We start from the raw sequence: 14,425 nt of genomic DNA, 5'->3' as shown, positions 1-14,425 counted from the left end.
GCACAAATCTCCGAGCACCCGTCCCCCCACACCTGCGACAATCACCCCCATGACCACGCTCAAGTCGAAGCTGCAGGAAGACCTCAACGCCGCGATCAAGGGGCGCGACGAGCTGCGCTCCTCGACGCTCCGTATGACGCTCGCCGCGATCACCAACGAGGAGGTCGCCGGCAAGGAGAAGCGGGAGCTCTCCGACGCCGAGGTGCTGAAGGTGATCGCCAAGGAGGCGAAGAAGCGCCGTGAGGCCGCGGACGCCTTCGCCCAGGGCGGTCGCGCCGAGTCCGCCGAGCGGGAGAAGGCGGAGGGCGGGGTCCTCGCCGAGTACCTGCCCAAGCAGCTCAGCGACGAGGAGCTGAACGACATCGTGGCCCAGGCCGTCGAGGAGGCCAGGGCGGCCGGTGCCGAGGGGCCGCGGGCCATGGGTGCCGTCATGAAGATCGTGAACCCGAAGGTGGCCGGCCTGGCCGAGGGCGGCCGCGTCGCCGCCGCGGTGAAGAAGCGCCTGGCCGGCTGAGCCCGGAACCCGCCAGTCGTTCCAGTCGTACGAGAGCCCGGCCCCGCGTGTTCCGCGGGGCCGGGCTCTCTCCACTACGTGGGCCTGCCGGCGTCAGCCGCGCCCGCCGCCGCCTCCGTTGCCGTTCCCGTTGGTCGTGCCCTGGATGAAGTTCTCCGGGATCGAGAAGCTCGGCGTGGGGAAGGTGGTGTTTCCGTCGTCTCCGCCGTTGTTCCCGCCGTTGTCGTTCCCGGCGTTGTTGCCGCCGTTGTCGTTCCCGCGGTTGCCGCCGTCGTCCCCGTTGTCGCCGTCGTCGCCCTTGTCGTCGCCGTTGTCCTGCGGCCGGTTCGGGATGTAGACGAGGTTGAACTGGGGGGATTCCTTGCCCTCCAGCGCGCCGGTCATCATGTCGCGCCAGATCGGGCCGGGCACCTTGCCGCCGAAGACCTTCGCGTATCCGACGCCGCCGATGCTGATGTTCTGCATCTTGCGCTTGTGCGCGGGGTCGCCGACCCAGACCGCGCCGGCCATGTTCGGGGTGTAGCCCACGAACCAGGCCGCGTAGCGCTCGTCGGTCGTACCGGTCTTGCCGGCGCTGGCGCGGCCGCCGCCGAGGCCCGCCTCCGAGCCCGTGCCGTCCTCGACCACGCCCTTCAGCAGGGTGTTGATGGTGTCCGCGGTGGTCTCCGACATCGCCCGCGAGCAGGTCGACTTCGGCACCCGCAGGGACTTCGACTTCTCACCGACCCGCTGGGTGATCGACTCGATGGCCACCGGGGTGCAGTACATCCCGCGCGAGGCGAAGGTCGCGTATGCGTTCGCCATGGTCAGCGGGGACATCTCCTGGGTGCCCAGGGCGATCGACGGGGCCTGCTGGATCTTGCCGCCGTCCGCGCGCTCGACGCCCATCTTCGCGGCCATCTCCGTCACCGGGCAGATGCCGATGTCGCTGATCAACGACACGTAGTAGGTGTTGACCGACTTGGCGGTCGCCTCCCTCATGTCGTACGGGCCGACCTCGGTCTCGTTCTCGTTGGCGACCGGGACGCCCTTCTCGTCCCACACCTTGCCGTTGCAGGCCTGGACCGGAGCCGGGTAGTCCATCTCGTACGGCGAGGGGTACACCTTCGTCGCTGGCATCCCGCCCTCGATGGCGGCCGCGGCCACGATCGGCTTGAACGTCGAACCGGGCTGGTAGCCCGCACCGCCGCCCATGGACTGGTTGACCGAGAGGTTGATCGTCGTCTCGTTCTTCTTGACGTTGATGCCGTACGGCCGCGACTGGCCCATCGCCAGGATCTTGCCGGTGCCGGGCTGCACGATGGTGGCCGCGGTGGCCACGTCGTCGTCCTGGTAGACGTGCTCCTTGATGGACCGCTGGGCCGACCTCTGGGCCTGCGGGTCCATCGTGGTGCGGATCGTCAGACCGCCCTGGTTCCAGACCTTGGCCCGGGCCTCCTTGGTCTTGCCGAAGACCGGGTCGGTCAGGAAGACCTCACGGACGTAGTCGCAGAAGAAGCCGGCGCCCTTGACCGCGGTGATGCAGCCGTTCTTCGGCTTGCTGACCTTGAGGCCCAGCGGCTGCTCCTTGGCCTTGTCGGCGTCCGCCTGGGAGACGTCACCGACCTCGGCCATGCGCTGGAGCACGGTGTTGCGCCGCTTGGTCGCCTCGGCCTCGTCGTTGACCGGGTCGTAGCGGCTCGGGGACTGGACGATGCCCGCGAGCAGGGCCGACTGCTCCAGGTTGAGGTCCTTGGCGTGGCGGGAGAAGTAGCGCTGGGCGGCGGCCTCGACGCCGTACGCCTGCTGGCCGAAGAAGGTGATGTTCAGGTAGTTCTCGAGGATCTTCTTCTTGCCGAGTTCCTCTTCGAGCTGGATCGCGTACTTCAGCTCGCGGATCTTGCGGCCGATGGTCTGCTGGGTGGCCTCGGCGACCTTCGTCGGGTCGTCACCGGCCTCCTCCACCGCGACGTTCTTCACGAGCTGCTGCGTCAGCGTGGAGGCGCCCTGGGCGACCCCGCCGCTCTGGGCGTTCTTGTTGAGCGCGCGCAGGACGCCCTTCAGGTCGACCGCGCCGTGCTGGTAGAAGCGCGAGTCCTCGATCGCGACGATCGCCTTCTGCATGTACGGCGAGATGTCCTTGAGGTCGACCACCGTACGGTCGCGGGAGTACACCGTGGCGATGGTGCCGCCCTCGCTGTCGAGGATCGTGGTGCGCTGGCTCAGCGGCGGGGTCTTCAGGTTGGCCGGGAGTTCGTCGAAACTCTCCACCGACCCCTTGGCCGCGAGCCCCAGCGCGCCGGCCGCGGGCAGCGCGATGCCGGCCATCACCGCTCCCGCGAGGACACTGACACCGAGGAACTTGGCGGCCTGCTGCGTGGGCGACAGACCGCCGCCCGAGCGCTTCTTCGACATAGGGGGCAGCCTAATCCGTACTCATGAGCGTTCAGAGGGAGCCCGTGTCACGGCATGGCGACGGAAGGGGGCACGGCCGCGTCGGAGCGGGCATGGCGACAGGAGCGCCCTACCTTCTCATTCGCCGGACACGCGCACAGGCGTTGGCCTAAGCTGCTCTCAACTGTCACAGCAGTAGGGCCACGTATCAATACGTCCGGCGACCCCGAATCGTTCCGGATGTTCCCCGACTTTTTTGGTGGGGACGTGTCCGAATCCGCCTCGTGTGTCATCAGGTGCCCGTTGTGACGCAAGACAAGTGTCCTGGTTTGCCGGGATAGTCATGTATGTCGCGGGCTCACTCCCCCGGGTGATCTGCCGCTTACGCATAGTCCGTTCGGGCCATTCAAGATTGGGCCCGAAGGGGGTGTTGCGCTGTGCCTGCCTTCCGTAACGTCCTCAACTGGCGGCGGTGAATATGCCGCTGCCGCCGTGGGGGAGCCTCGATTCGGGAGAGGACGGCGCCGGTATGGGCTGGGTAGTCGACTGGAGTGCGCAGGCGGCCTGCCGCACTACCGATCCGGACGAACTGTTCGTTCAGGGAGCAGCGCAGAACAGGGCGAAGGCGGTGTGCACCGGATGTCCGGTGCGCACGGAGTGCCTCGCCGACGCGCTGGACAACCGCGTCGAGTTCGGCGTGTGGGGAGGCATGACAGAGCGCGAGCGCCGCGCCCTGCTGCGCCGGCGGCCGACGGTCACGTCGTGGCGCAGGCTGCTGGAGACGGCGCGCGTCGAGTACGAGCGGGGGGTCGGCATCCTGCCCCTCGAGGACGACGAGATCTACGAGAACTACGCGGCGGTCAGCTGAGGGGACAGCCCTCGGAGCACGGCAGGGCTCGGTTCGGCGCGGGTTCGGTATGCGCCGGTCGTCGTGTCGTGACCGCGACGGCTGCGGCTCACGGTCCGGTCGGATCCACGCTGCGGTCGAGTCCACGGTCTGGTCTGGTCCACGGTCTGGTCTGGTCCATGGTCCGCTCGCGTCCAGGGTCCCGTCGGGCCGGTCCACGCCTCGGATCAGTCCACGGCAGCCTCGGGCAGCTCCGGCCGTCCGGCCGCGAGCCGGTCGCCGATGTCCCGCAACCCCGCGAGGTCGTGTACGTCCCCGGGCAGCGCGGCCACTTCGGCCACCGCCACCTCGGGGTGGAGCGCGGTGAAGCGGTCACGCGTGCGCTGCTCGCGGGAGAGCAGTTGCATACGGTCGGCGTGCAGCCTCAGCAGGCCCGCGGTGAGCTGGTCGACGGACCGGTCAGCCGGACGGTCGGACCGCTTCGTCTCCGCGTGCTTCGAATTATCCGTGTGCCTCGGGTTCTCCGTGCGCTTCGAGCCTGCGTTCTCCGGGTCGGCGGGGGAGCCTTCGTCGGGAGCAGGGGCCTCGGAAGCGGGAGATTCTGAACTGCCGTACGTGTCGGGAGAGTTACGAAGTCCAGCTTTCCCACCCTCCTGATCGACAATGCGGGGCTCTTCAAGATTTTCCGCGGCGGCGAGCGCCCGCTCGGCCGAGAGCTGGTCGGCGCCGCTGCCGTGCACCCGGTTGAGCACCAGACCGGCGAGCGGCATGCGCTCGGCGGCCAGCCGCTCCACGAAGTACGCGGCCTCGCGCAGAGCGTCCCGCTCCGGGGCCGCGACCACCAGGAACGCCGTCCCGGGCGCCTGGAGCAGCTTGTAGGTGGCGTCCGCGCGGGTGCGGAACCCGCCGAAGGTGGTGTCCATCGCGGCCACGAACGTCTGGACGTCCTTGAGGAGTTGGCCGCCCAGCAACTTGCCGAGGGTGCCGGTCATCATCGACATCCCGACGTTCAGGAACTTCATCCCGGCCCGGCCGCCGAGCTTGGCCGGGGCGGTGAGCAGCCGGATGAGCCGTCCGTCGAGGAAGGAGCCGAGCCGCTTCGGCGCGTCCAGGAAGTCGAGGGCGGAGCGCGAGGGGGGCGTGTCGACGACGATCAGGTCCCACTCGTCCCGGGCCCGCAACTGCCCGAGCTTTTCCATCGCCATGTACTCCTGCGTGCCCGCGAAGCCCGCCGAGAGCGACTGGTAGAAGGGGTTGTTCAGGATCGCGGCGGCCCGCTCGGGGTCCGCGTGCGCCTCGACGATCTCGTCGAAGGTGCGCTTCATGTCGAGCATCATCGCGTGCAGCTCGCCGCTCGCGGAGTCGTCGAGGCCCTTCACCCGGCGCGGGACGTTGTCCAGCGAGTCGATGCCCATGGACTGGGCGAGCCGGCGGGCCGGGTCGATGGTGAGGACGACGACCTTGCGGCCCCGCTCGGCGGCCCGCAGACCCAGGGCCGCCGCGGTCGTGGTCTTGCCCACGCCGCCCGAGCCGCAGCACACCACGATGCGGGTGCCCGGATCGTCGATCAGCGGATCGAGATCGAGCACGGGGGCGGGAGACAGCCGGCGGTGCCGGTCCTGCCGGTCGGCGTCCGGGCTCATGACATCCCCTGCTTCCGCAGCTCGGTGGCCAGTTCGTACAGACCCGCCAGGTCCATGCCCTCGGTCAGCAAGGGCAGTTCGTGCAGCGGCAGGCCCAGTTCGCCGAGGACCGAGCGCTGTTCGTGCTCCAGGTCGTACCGCTCGGCGTACTCCTCGGCCTGCCGGATCAGCGGGTCGACCAGCTTCTCGGCGTTGCCCCCGCGGCGGGCGCCGCCGAGTCCTGCCGAGGACAGCGCCTTCGCCACCGCTGAACGCTGTGTGGTCCGTACGAGTTCCAGGTCGGTGCCGTCCAACACCTCCGGGCGCACCATGTTCACCACGATCCGGCCGACCGGGAGGCGGGCGGCCCGCAGTTCGGCGATGCCGTCCGCGGTCTCCTGGACCGGCATCTCCTCCAGGAGCGTCACCAGGTGGACGGCCGTCTCCTTCGACTTCAGCACCCGCATCACGGCCTGCGCCTGATTGTGTATCGGGCCGATCTTGGCGAGTCCCGCGACTTCGTCGTTGACGTTCAGGAAGCGGGTGATACGGCCGGTGGGGGGCGCGTCCATCACGACGTAGTCGTAGACGAAGCGGCCCGACTTGTCCTTGCGGCGGACCGCCTCGCACGCCTTGCCCGTCAGGAGGACGTCCCTGAGGCCGGGCGCGATGGTGGTCGCGAAGTCGATGGCGCCGAGCTTCTTCAGGGCGCGTCCCGCCCCGCCGAGTTTGTAGAACATCTGGAGGTAGTCCAGAAGGGCCAGTTCGGGGTCGATGGCCAGTGCGTACACCTCCCCGCCCCCCGGAGCGACGGCGATCTTCCGCTCCTCGTAGGGCAGCGCCTCCGTTTCGAAGAGCTGCGCGATTCCCTGGCGACCCTCCACCTCGACGAGAAGCGTCCGCTTCCCCTCGGTGGCGAGGGCCAGCGCGAGGGCTGCGGCGACCGTCGTCTTTCCGGTCCCGCCCTTGCCGCTGACGACCTGGAGCCTGCTCACGTATTCGAGCGTAACCAGTCGACGGGGAACCTAAGCAGGAGGCTGTGGACAACGCGGGCGCCGGCTGTGGGCGCAGCGGCTGAAAAGCCCGCGGTGAGCAGCGGCTAAAGTCGGCCGCATGACCAAGAAGTGGGAATACGCGACCGTGCCGCTGCTCGTCCACGCCACGAAGCAGATTCTGGACACCTGGGGCGAGGACGGCTGGGAGCTCGTGCAGGTCGTGCCCGGGCCGAACAACCCCGAGCAGCTCGTGGCGTACCTGAAGCGGGAGAAGACGGCGTGAGCGGGGCGGTCGAGGCGCGGCTCGCGGAGCTGGGACTGACACTGCCGGAGGTCGTGCCGCCGCTGGCCGCGTACCAGCCGGCCGTGCAGTCGGGGGTGTACGTGTACACCTCGGGGCAGCTCCCCATGGTCGAGGGCAAGCTTCCGGTCACCGGGAAGGTGGGCGCGGAGGTCACCGCCGAGGAGGCGAAGGCACTGGCCCGCACGTGTGCGCTGAACGCGCTGGCGGCGGTGAAGTCGGTGGCCGGTGACCTGGACCGGATCGCGCGAGTGGTGAAGGTCGTGGGGTTCGTGGCGTCGGCCTCGGACTTCACGGGGCAGCCGGGTGTGATCAACGGCGCGAGCGAACTCCTGGGCGAGGTGCTCGGCGACAAGGGCGTGCACGCGCGCAGCGCGGTGGGCGTGGCGGTACTGCCGCTGGACGCGCCGGTCGAGGTCGAGGTCCAGGTGGAGCTGGCGTCGGCGTGACACCGGCGGGTCCGGTGGGGGCGGGCGTCTTGCGCCCACGCGGCGGAGCCGCACATGGAGACAGCCCGCGCCCCTGATGCCTGCGGCGGCCCGCCGCGGTCCGGTGAGGGCTTGGGTTGCGCATCAGATCCGGTGGGTGGGTCGGTGCCGCCGTGCGCGTCTGCACGAGCGTCCACATGGCCCACCCCGGGGCGCGGGGAACTGCGCGACCAGCCACGACGGGCCCGCAGTCGCCCGGCAACCGAACGCGGCCTGGTCTCGAACATCCGCCCGGCAGGAGTTAGCCTCCGGCCATGGCAAACGGGCAGTGGTACCCAGCGGAATGGCCGGACCGTATCCGCGCGCTCGCGGACGGCGCGCTCGTGCCGGCCGTGCCCAGGCGCGCCGCCACCGTGATGCTGCTGAAGGACGGCCCGGCCGGGACCGTCGTGCACATGTTGCGCAGGCGGTCCTCCATGGCGTTCGCCGGTGGCGCGTACGCCTACCCCGGCGGTGGCGTGGACCCCCGTGACGACGAGCACCAGATCCACTGGGCGGGCCCCACGCGCGCGTGGTGGGCGGCTCGGCTCGGGGTGGACGAGACCACGGCCCAGGCGATCGTCTGCGCGGCCGTGCGGGAGACGTACGAGGAGGCCGGAGTCCTGCTCGCCGGGCCGACGGCCGAGTCGGTGGTCGGAGACACCACGGGCGCGGACTGGGAGGCGGACCGGGCCGCCCTGGTGGCCCGGGAGCTGTCCTTCGCCGAGTTCCTGGAGCGCCGGGGGCTCGTGCTGCGGTCGGATCTCCTCGGGGCCTGGACACGCTGGATCACCCCCGAGTTCGAACCCCGCCGCTACGACACGTGGTTCTTCGTCGCCGCGCTCCCGGAGGGGCAGCGCACCCGCAACGCCTCGACCGAGGCCGACCGCACGGTGTGGATCCGTCCCCAGGACGCGGCCGACGGCTACGACAAGGGCGAGCTGCTGATGATGCCGCCCACCATCGCCACACTGCGGCAGCTCACCGGGTACGGCACCGCCGCCGACGCGCTCGCCGCCGCGCCCGGCCGTGACCTGACCCCCGTGCTCGCGCAGGCCCGGCTGGTGGACGGCGAGATCGTGCTCTCGTGGCCGGGCCACGACGAGTTCACCAAGCACATCCCGACCGGTGGAGCCCCCGCATGACCGACGCCGCAGCCCTCCCCGGCCAGCCACGGGGCGGGGTCCTCTCGGGCCCCGCCACGGCACGAGCCGTCAACGTCCTGGCGCCCAACGCCTCCGCGATGACCCTGGACGGCACCAACACCTGGATCCTGTCGGAGCCGGACTCCGAGCTGGCGGTCGTGGTCGACCCGGGTCCCCTCGACGAGGGGCATCTGCGGGCCGTCGTCGGCACCGCCGAGGCCGCCGGCAAGCGCGTCGCGCTCACGCTGCTCACCCACGGCCACCCCGACCACGCCGAGGGCGCCGCCCGTTTCGCCGCCCTGACCGGGACCAAGGTGCGCGCCCTGGACCCCGGGCTGCGCCTGGGGGACGAAGGGCTCGCCGCGGGAGACGTGGTGCGTGTCGGCGGGCTGGAGCTGAGGGTGGTTCCGACGCCTGGGCACACCGCCGACTCGCTGTGCTTCCATCTCCCGGCCGATCAGGCCGTCGTGACCGGTGACACCATCCTGGGGCGCGGTACGACCGTCGTGGCCCACCCGGACGGCCGCCTGGGGGACTATCTGGACTCCCTGCGGCGGCTGAGGTCCCTGACGGTCGACGACGGCGTCCACACCGTCCTGCCGGGCCACGGGCCCGTCCTGGAGGACGCCCAGGGCGCCGTGGAGTTCTACCTCGCCCACCGGGCCCACCGGCTCGCCCAGGTCGAGACGGCCGTCGAGGACGGCTACCGGACGCCCGAAGCCGTCGTGGAGCACGTGTACGCGGACGTGGACCGGTCGCTGTGGCCGGCCGCCGAGCTGTCGGTGCGGGCCCAGCTCGAGTACCTGGAGGAGCACGGGCTCATCTAGGGGCCTTCACGCCGTGCACGCGCGCGTACTCCTCCGCCAGCCAGGGCCCCAGATCGTCGACGTACGCGCGCAGTACGGCCGGGTCGGCGGCCGGGGTACGCCCCAGGACGGCCGCCGCCCGCAGCTGCTCGGCGCGCTCGGGGTAATACGCGGCGAAGACCTGCGCCATCTCCGCCAGATCGCTCGTCCAGCCGTTCCAGCGGGGCATGACCAGGGTGAACGCGGTGCGGACCAGGTGCCGGGACATGAAACGGACCAGGCGGGTCCGGGTCTCGTCCGAGTCCGCCGCCTCGATCCGTTCGCGCCAGCGGGGGAGCAGGAGGGCCAGGTCGCCGTTGGTCTCGCGGGCCAGGAGGGAGTCGGGGCGGTAGCGGGGGAGGTACTCCGCCAGGTCGTCGCCGAGCAGCGGGGTGCACAGACAGGCCACGAACCATCCCAGGTCGTGGCGCTCCAGGTCGCTCAGCAGGAGATCCCGGCTGTACAGCAGCGTTCCGACGCCGTCGATCTGCGGGAACTCCGTGTCCAGCGCCTCCCCGAGCTCCCGTACGTCCTCCCGGTCCGCGTCGGTCGGTTCGTCCCGCAGGGCGAGCAGGAGGTCGAGGTCGCTGCGGCCCACGCGCGCGGTGCCGCGCGGAACCGAGCCGTAGAGGTACGCGCTGTGCAGCCTCGGCCCGAACAGGTCCAGCACCCGGTCGCGGGCGGCCGCGACGACCGGACGGAACGGTTCCGGGATCCGCCCGAGGGAGCCCTCGCGCTCGATGTACCCCTGGGCGTCGAGTCCCTTGGCGGCGAGAGGAGGAGCTGTTTCGGCGGCCATGGGATCACTGTGCCCGGGGGCGGGCCCGGGAACAGCTCATTTACGGCCCTGGGCGGCCCGTGTGGGGCCGAACGTGGTCACTGGAGGGAAACGGGGCGTGCGGGGAGCGGCGTGCCGCGGGAGCGGCAGCAGTGGCGATCATGAGCGTCACCGGGACCGGCTCCCGGCCCCGGTGACACGACAAGGGCCCCGCCACACGGCAGGGCCCTTCGATGTCGTACGACGGTCTGTGCTCAGCGCGAGCGCTTCGCGAGCCTCTCGACGTCCAGGAGGATCACCGCGCGGGCCTCCAGGCGCAGCCAGCCGCGCTGGGCGAAGTCGGCGAGGGCCTTGTTGACCGTCTCGCGGGAGGCGCCGACGAGCTGGGCCAGCTCCTCCTGGGTGAGGTCGTGGACGACGTGGATGCCCTCCTCGGACTGCACGCCGAAGCGGCGGGAGAGGTCGAGCAGCGCGCGGGCCACCCGGCCCGGCACGTCCGAGAACACCAGGTCGGACATCTGGTCGTTGGTCCTGCGCAGACGCCGCGCGATGGCGCGCAGCAGCGCCGAGGCCACCTCGGGGCGCGCGCTCAGCCAGGGCTGGAGGTCGCCGTGGCCGAGGCCGAGCAGCTTGACCTCGGTCAGCGCGGTGGCGGTCGCCGTGCGCGGGCCCGGGTCGAAGAGCGACAGCTCGCCGATGAGTTCGCCGGGGCCGAGAACGGCCAGCATGTTCTCGCGGCCGTCGGGGGAGGTCCGGTGGAGCTTCACCTTGCCCTCTGTGACCGCGTACAGCCGGTCACCCGGGTCGCCCTCATGGAACAGGGAGTCGCCACGCGCGAGAGTCACCTCACTCATGGAGGCGCGCAGTTCCGCGGACTGCTCGTCGTCGAGTGCCGCGAAGAGCGGGTTGCGCCGCAGAACGTCGTCCACGAGTTCTCTCCTTGTCGACCTGCTCAGGGGATCTTGTTCCCCCTTGGTACCAGGGGAACCCGGTGCCCATTTTGCCGGACGGTCCAAACAGTGTGATCTGTCACAAGGATGCCGCACACATGTCCCGGGGTAAGCGGCAGGGGTCCAATTGGGGGCCGGTCTCCTGGGTCCGGGGCGGATGTCAGTGCCGGGCTCTAGGCTGGCCGGGTGTCCAAAACGCCGGTGAGAGCACAGGCCGAGGGGGCTGGGCGGGTGGTTGCACGTCGCGATTCCGCTGTGGGCGAACAGGACGCCGGGGGCGGAAAGAAAACGGCAAAAGCGGCAGGGAAGGCTCCGGTGGAGAAGAGGGCTTCGGCGAAGAAGACGGCCAAGAAGGCCGCTCGCGTGCGGAAGGCGGCCCCCGTGAAGGAGGCGGCCGCCGCACCGGGAAAGGCGGCGGCCGCGGTGAAGAAGGCGTCGGCCCCGAAGACGGTCGCCGCGAAGCCGCCGGGGAACGAGTCGCGGACCGCCCTCGTCCGCCGCGCCCGGCGCATCAACCGCGAGCTCGCGGAGGTGTTCCCGTACGCCCACCCCGAGTTGGACTTCGAGAACCCCTTCCAGCTGATCGTGGCGACGGTCCTGTCCGCGCAGACCACCGACCTGAGGGTGAATCAGACGACGCCCGCGCTGTTCGCCAAGTACCCGACCCCCGAGGACCTGGCCGCGGCCAACCCCGAGGAGGTCGAGGAGATCCTCCGGCCGACCGGGTTCTTCCGGGCCAAGACCAAGTCGGTGATAGGGCTGTCCAAGGCCCTGGTGGAGAACTTCGGCGGCGAGGTGCCGGGACGCCTCGAGGATCTCGTCACGCTGCCCGGCGTCGGCCGCAAGACCGCCTTCGTCGTCCTGGGGAACGCCTTCGGGCGGCCCGGGATCACCGTCGACACGCACTTCATGCGGCTGGTCAGGCGCTGGCGGTGGACCGACGAGACCGACCCCGACAAGATCGAGGCCGCCGTCTCCGCGCTCTTCCCGAAGAGCGACTGGACGGACCTGTCGCACCACGTCATCTGGCACGGCCGCCGTATCTGCCACGCCCGCAAGCCCGCCTGCGGCGCCTGCCCCATCGCCCCGCTCTGCCCGGCCTACGGCGAGGGCGAGACGGACCCGGAGAAGGCGCGAAAGCTCCTCAAGTACGAGAAGGGCGGCTTCCCGGGCCAGCGGCTGAACCCCCCGCAGGCCTATCTGGACGCGGGCGGCAAGGCCGCGCCGCCACTGGGGGCCACCGGGTGAGGGCAGGGACGGCGAGCCGGGCCACGGCGCTGAGCCCCGGTGGCCCTGGTGCCCGGGTGGAACGATCTAGGGCCCGTCAGGCGTTGGGCAGGGCAGGACGACGGGGGTGGCGATGACACGGGCGAGTCATACGGAGGACGTGACGCTCAGCAAGGACGGCCTTCCGGGCTGGCTGGACCCGGTGGTCCACGCGGCGGAGACGGTCGAGCCGCTCCAGCTCAGCCGCTTCCTGCCGCCGGCGAACGGCGCGGGACGGCAGTCGGCGGTGCTGGTCCTGTTCGGCGAGGGCGAGCGCGGGCCCGAGCTGCTGCTCATGGAGCGGGCGAGTTCGCTCAGGTCGCACGCCGGGCAGCCGTCGTTCCCCGGCGGCGCGCTCGACCCGGAGGACGGTGACCCGAAGGGCGACGGGCCGCTCAGGGCCGCCCTGCGCGAGGCCGAGGAGGAGACCGGCCTCGACCCGTCGGGCGTCCAGCTCTTCGGCGTGCTGCCCAAGCTGTACATCCCGGTCAGCGGCTTCGTGGTGACCCCGGTGCTGGGCTGGTGGCGCGAGCCGACCCCGGTCGGGGTCGTCGATCCGAACGAGACGGCCCGTGTCTTCACGGTCCCCGTGGCGGATCTCACGGATCCGGACAACCGTGCGACAACCGTCCACCCCAGCGGGCACCGAGGTCCGGCATTCCTGGTCGAATCGGCCCTGGTCTGGGGCTTCACCGCCGGAATCATCGACCGGATCCTGCACTACGCGGGCTGGGAGCGCCCCTGGGACCGCGAGAAGCAGGTCCCGCTCGACTGGCGCGCATGACAGGGTGGCGTCCGTGCTGTGTCTTCCCGGGGACAGCCCCCGGCGGCCGACCTGTGGTGAACGCGAAGTGATGAGGCGAGGCTCGAACCGGTGAACGTGCTGGACATCCTGTTGCTGGTCGCCGCCGTGTGGTTCGCGATCGTCGGCTACCGCCAGGGCTTTGTCGTGGGCATCCTGTCGGTGATCGGTTTCCTGGGCGGCGGCCTCGTCGCCGTCTACGTCCTGCCCGTCGTCTGGGACGCGCTGACCGACCACGCGGAGGTCGGCACGGTCGCCGCCGTCGTCGGCGTGGTCGTCGTCATCGTCTGCGCCTCCGTCGGCCAGGCCCTGACCACCCACCTCGGCAACAAGCTGCGCCGGTACATCACCTGGTCCCCGGCCCGCGCGGTCGACGCCACCGGCGGCGCCCTCGTCAACGTCCTCGCGATGCTCCTGGTCGCCTGGCTGATCGGCGCCATGCTCGCGCAGACCACGATGCCCACGGTCGGCAAGGAAGTCCGCGGCTCCAAGGTGCTCCTCGGCGTGCAGGAGGCGCTGCCCGCCGACGCCGACACCTGGTTCAGGGACTTCACCTCGGTCCTCGCGGACAACGGCTTCCCGCAGGTCTTCAGCCCGTTCTCCGACGAGCCGATCAAGGAGGTCCAGCCGCCCGACCCGAAGCTCGCCAACAGCGCGGTCGCCGTCCGTGCCCAGCGCTCCATCGTCAAGGTCATGGGCACCGCGCAGAGCTGCGGCAAGGTCCTGGAGGGCACCGGCTTCGTCTTCGGCGACCGACGCGTGATGACCAACGCGCACGTCGTCGGCGGCGTCGACGAGCCCACGGTCCAGATAGGCGGCGAGGGCAAGAAGTACGACGCCACGGTCGTCCTCTACGACTGGCAGCGCGACATCGCCGTCCTGGACGTGCCCGACCTGGACGCGCCGGCCCTCCGGTTCACGTCCGAGGACGCCGCCAGCGGGGACAGCGCGATCGTCGCGGGCTTCCCGGAGAACGGCTCGTACGACGTCCGCTCCGCGCGCGTACGCGGGCGCATCGACGCCCACGGACCGGACATCTACCACCGCGGCACCGTGAACCGCGACGTCTACTCCCTCTACGCGACCGTCCGCCAGGGCAACTCCGGCGGCCCGCTGCTCACCCCGGAGGGCAAGGTGTACGGCGTGGTCTTCGCGAAGTCGCTCGACAACGCCGACACCGGGTACGCGCTCACCGCGGACGAGATCCAGGAGGACATCGCCAAGGGGCGTACCGCGAACCAGCAGGTGGACAGCGACAGCTGCGCGCTCTGAAGGGCCTGGTGGGACGGCCGCGTCAGCCGCGCGGGTGACGCAGGCGTACCGAGACCCAGCGGGCCCGGCGGCGCAGGATGCGCGGAATGCCCACCCTCAGGTCGGTGCCGCCCGGCAGTTGCGGGGCACCGCCCTGATGGTGGGAGCTCAGGGCAGCGCCCGAGCGTCGATTGCGTGCTGCGTCACTGTAGTCGTGCGTCCAGCCCATACCCGTTCGTGTGCCCCCGCCCCAAGGTCGATAACCGCCC

Annotated in this window: 15 protein-coding genes; 9 read left to right on the top strand and 6 right to left on the bottom strand. The window is 70.8% G+C overall.

Annotated elements, in window-relative coordinates:
* Positions 1-49 precede the first annotated feature (49 nt).
* The gene (locus AOJ26_RS14965; protein WP_053848763.1) at positions 50-514 is read left to right on the top strand and encodes a GatB/YqeY domain-containing protein; all 465 of its coding nucleotides are present in this window, start codon (positions 50-52) and stop codon (positions 512-514) included.
* A 93-nt stretch (positions 515-607) separates the two neighbouring features.
* Here AOJ26_RS14965 and AOJ26_RS14960 read toward each other — a convergent pair whose 3' ends face one another.
* Entirely contained in the window at positions 608-2,908 is a 2,301-nt protein-coding gene (locus AOJ26_RS14960; protein WP_053848762.1) for a transglycosylase domain-containing protein, read from the bottom strand.
* Between the two features lie 508 nt (positions 2,909-3,416).
* Between AOJ26_RS14960 and wblA the strand changes: the two genes are divergently transcribed.
* On the top strand, positions 3,417-3,755 hold the full coding sequence (gene wblA, locus AOJ26_RS14955) for a transcriptional regulator WblA (RefSeq protein ID WP_030324083.1): 339 nt from the start codon (positions 3,417-3,419) through the stop codon (positions 3,753-3,755).
* Between the two features lie 206 nt (positions 3,756-3,961).
* Here wblA and AOJ26_RS14950 read toward each other — a convergent pair whose 3' ends face one another.
* Both AOJ26_RS14950 and AOJ26_RS14945 read right to left on the bottom strand, forming a co-directional pair.
* The gene (locus tag AOJ26_RS14950; RefSeq protein WP_053848761.1) at positions 3,962-5,377 is read right to left on the bottom strand and encodes an ArsA family ATPase; all 1,416 of its coding nucleotides are present in this window, start codon (positions 5,375-5,377) and stop codon (positions 3,962-3,964) included.
* A complete protein-coding gene (locus AOJ26_RS14945; RefSeq protein ID WP_053848760.1) occupies positions 5,374-6,351 on the bottom strand; it encodes an ArsA-related P-loop ATPase in 978 nt (325 codons plus the stop codon). Before AOJ26_RS14945 ends, AOJ26_RS14950 begins: the two co-directional genes overlap by 4 nt.
* 118 nt (positions 6,352-6,469) lie before the next feature.
* Here AOJ26_RS14945 and AOJ26_RS42845 point away from each other — a divergent pair, with 118 nt between their 5' ends.
* The 4 genes from AOJ26_RS42845 to AOJ26_RS14930 all read left to right on the top strand — a co-directional run bounded on the left by AOJ26_RS42845 (position 6,470) and on the right by AOJ26_RS14930 (position 9,091).
* Positions 6,470-6,634: a DUF4177 domain-containing protein gene (locus AOJ26_RS42845; RefSeq protein ID WP_086724107.1), complete on the top strand. Its 165-nt coding sequence runs from the start codon at positions 6,470-6,472 to the stop codon at positions 6,632-6,634.
* Positions 6,631-7,101: a RidA family protein gene (locus AOJ26_RS14940; protein WP_053848759.1), complete on the top strand. Its 471-nt coding sequence runs from the start codon at positions 6,631-6,633 to the stop codon at positions 7,099-7,101. The genes AOJ26_RS42845 and AOJ26_RS14940 overlap by 4 nt, the downstream gene beginning before the upstream one ends.
* Before the next feature lie 293 nt (positions 7,102-7,394).
* On the top strand, positions 7,395-8,264 hold the full coding sequence (locus AOJ26_RS14935) for an NUDIX hydrolase (RefSeq protein WP_053848758.1): 870 nt from the start codon (positions 7,395-7,397) through the stop codon (positions 8,262-8,264).
* Entirely contained in the window at positions 8,261-9,091 is an 831-nt protein-coding gene (locus AOJ26_RS14930) for an MBL fold metallo-hydrolase (protein WP_053848757.1), read from the top strand. Before AOJ26_RS14935 ends, AOJ26_RS14930 begins: the two co-directional genes overlap by 4 nt.
* Here the strand turns inward: AOJ26_RS14930 and AOJ26_RS14925 are convergent.
* Positions 9,084-9,908 carry a nucleotidyltransferase domain-containing protein gene (locus AOJ26_RS14925; RefSeq protein ID WP_053848756.1) on the bottom strand — a complete coding sequence of 275 codons (825 nt, stop codon included), beginning with the start codon at positions 9,906-9,908 and terminating at the stop codon, positions 9,084-9,086. The two genes, AOJ26_RS14930 and AOJ26_RS14925, sit on opposite strands and share 8 nt — an antisense overlap.
* A gap of 233 nt (positions 9,909-10,141) precedes the next feature.
* The gene (locus AOJ26_RS14920; RefSeq protein ID WP_007383667.1) at positions 10,142-10,816 is read right to left on the bottom strand and encodes a Crp/Fnr family transcriptional regulator; all 675 of its coding nucleotides are present in this window, start codon (positions 10,814-10,816) and stop codon (positions 10,142-10,144) included.
* 336 nt (positions 10,817-11,152) lie between these two features.
* On the opposite strand from AOJ26_RS14920, the gene nth reads away from it, so the two are divergent.
* The 3 genes from nth to AOJ26_RS14905 all read left to right on the top strand — a co-directional run bounded on the left by nth (position 11,153) and on the right by AOJ26_RS14905 (position 14,177).
* Complete coding sequence (nth, locus tag AOJ26_RS14915) at positions 11,153-12,085, top strand: endonuclease III (RefSeq protein ID WP_053848755.1); 933 nt, start codon at positions 11,153-11,155, stop codon at positions 12,083-12,085.
* Positions 12,086-12,197: 112 nt separating this feature from the next.
* On the top strand, positions 12,198-12,887 hold the full coding sequence (locus AOJ26_RS14910; protein WP_053848764.1) for an NUDIX hydrolase: 690 nt from the start codon (positions 12,198-12,200) through the stop codon (positions 12,885-12,887).
* Between the two features lie 90 nt (positions 12,888-12,977).
* The gene (locus AOJ26_RS14905) at positions 12,978-14,177 is read left to right on the top strand and encodes a MarP family serine protease (protein WP_053848754.1); all 1,200 of its coding nucleotides are present in this window, start codon (positions 12,978-12,980) and stop codon (positions 14,175-14,177) included.
* 22 nt (positions 14,178-14,199) lie between these two features.
* On the opposite strand, the gene AOJ26_RS44370 is transcribed toward AOJ26_RS14905, so the two are convergent.
* Complete coding sequence (locus AOJ26_RS44370; RefSeq protein ID WP_078959898.1) at positions 14,200-14,385, bottom strand: hypothetical protein; 186 nt, start codon at positions 14,383-14,385, stop codon at positions 14,200-14,202.
* Between the last annotated feature and the right edge of the window lie 40 nt (positions 14,386-14,425).

Source organism: Streptomyces sp. NRRL B-24085, from assembly GCF_001282115.1.
GTDB lineage: Bacteria > Actinomycetota > Actinomycetes > Streptomycetales > Streptomycetaceae > Streptomyces.
The sequence above is the reverse complement of the archived record's forward strand: the minus strand, read 5'-3'. Positions and strand labels throughout refer to the sequence as shown.

Coding starts and splice junctions, on each gene's coding strand:
- AOJ26_RS14960 (WP_053848762.1), bottom strand. CDS start 2,908: ATGTCGAAGAAGCGCTCGGGCGGCGGTCTGTCGCCCACGCAGCAGGCC.
- AOJ26_RS42845 (WP_086724107.1), top strand. CDS start 6,470: ATGACCAAGAAGTGGGAATACGCGACCGTGCCGCTGCTCGTCCACGCC.
- AOJ26_RS14935 (WP_053848758.1), top strand. CDS start 7,395: ATGGCAAACGGGCAGTGGTACCCAGCGGAATGGCCGGACCGTATCCGC.
- AOJ26_RS14965 (WP_053848763.1), top strand. CDS start 50: ATGACCACGCTCAAGTCGAAGCTGCAGGAAGACCTCAACGCCGCGATC.
- AOJ26_RS14950 (WP_053848761.1), bottom strand. CDS start 5,377: ATGAGCCCGGACGCCGACCGGCAGGACCGGCACCGCCGGCTGTCTCCC.
- AOJ26_RS14910 (WP_053848764.1), top strand. CDS start 12,198: ATGACACGGGCGAGTCATACGGAGGACGTGACGCTCAGCAAGGACGGC.
- wblA (WP_030324083.1), top strand. CDS start 3,417: ATGGGCTGGGTAGTCGACTGGAGTGCGCAGGCGGCCTGCCGCACTACC.
- AOJ26_RS14925 (WP_053848756.1), bottom strand. CDS start 9,908: ATGGCCGCCGAAACAGCTCCTCCTCTCGCCGCCAAGGGACTCGACGCC.
- AOJ26_RS44370 (WP_078959898.1), bottom strand. CDS start 14,385: ATGGGCTGGACGCACGACTACAGTGACGCAGCACGCAATCGACGCTCG.
- AOJ26_RS14930 (WP_053848757.1), top strand. CDS start 8,261: ATGACCGACGCCGCAGCCCTCCCCGGCCAGCCACGGGGCGGGGTCCTC.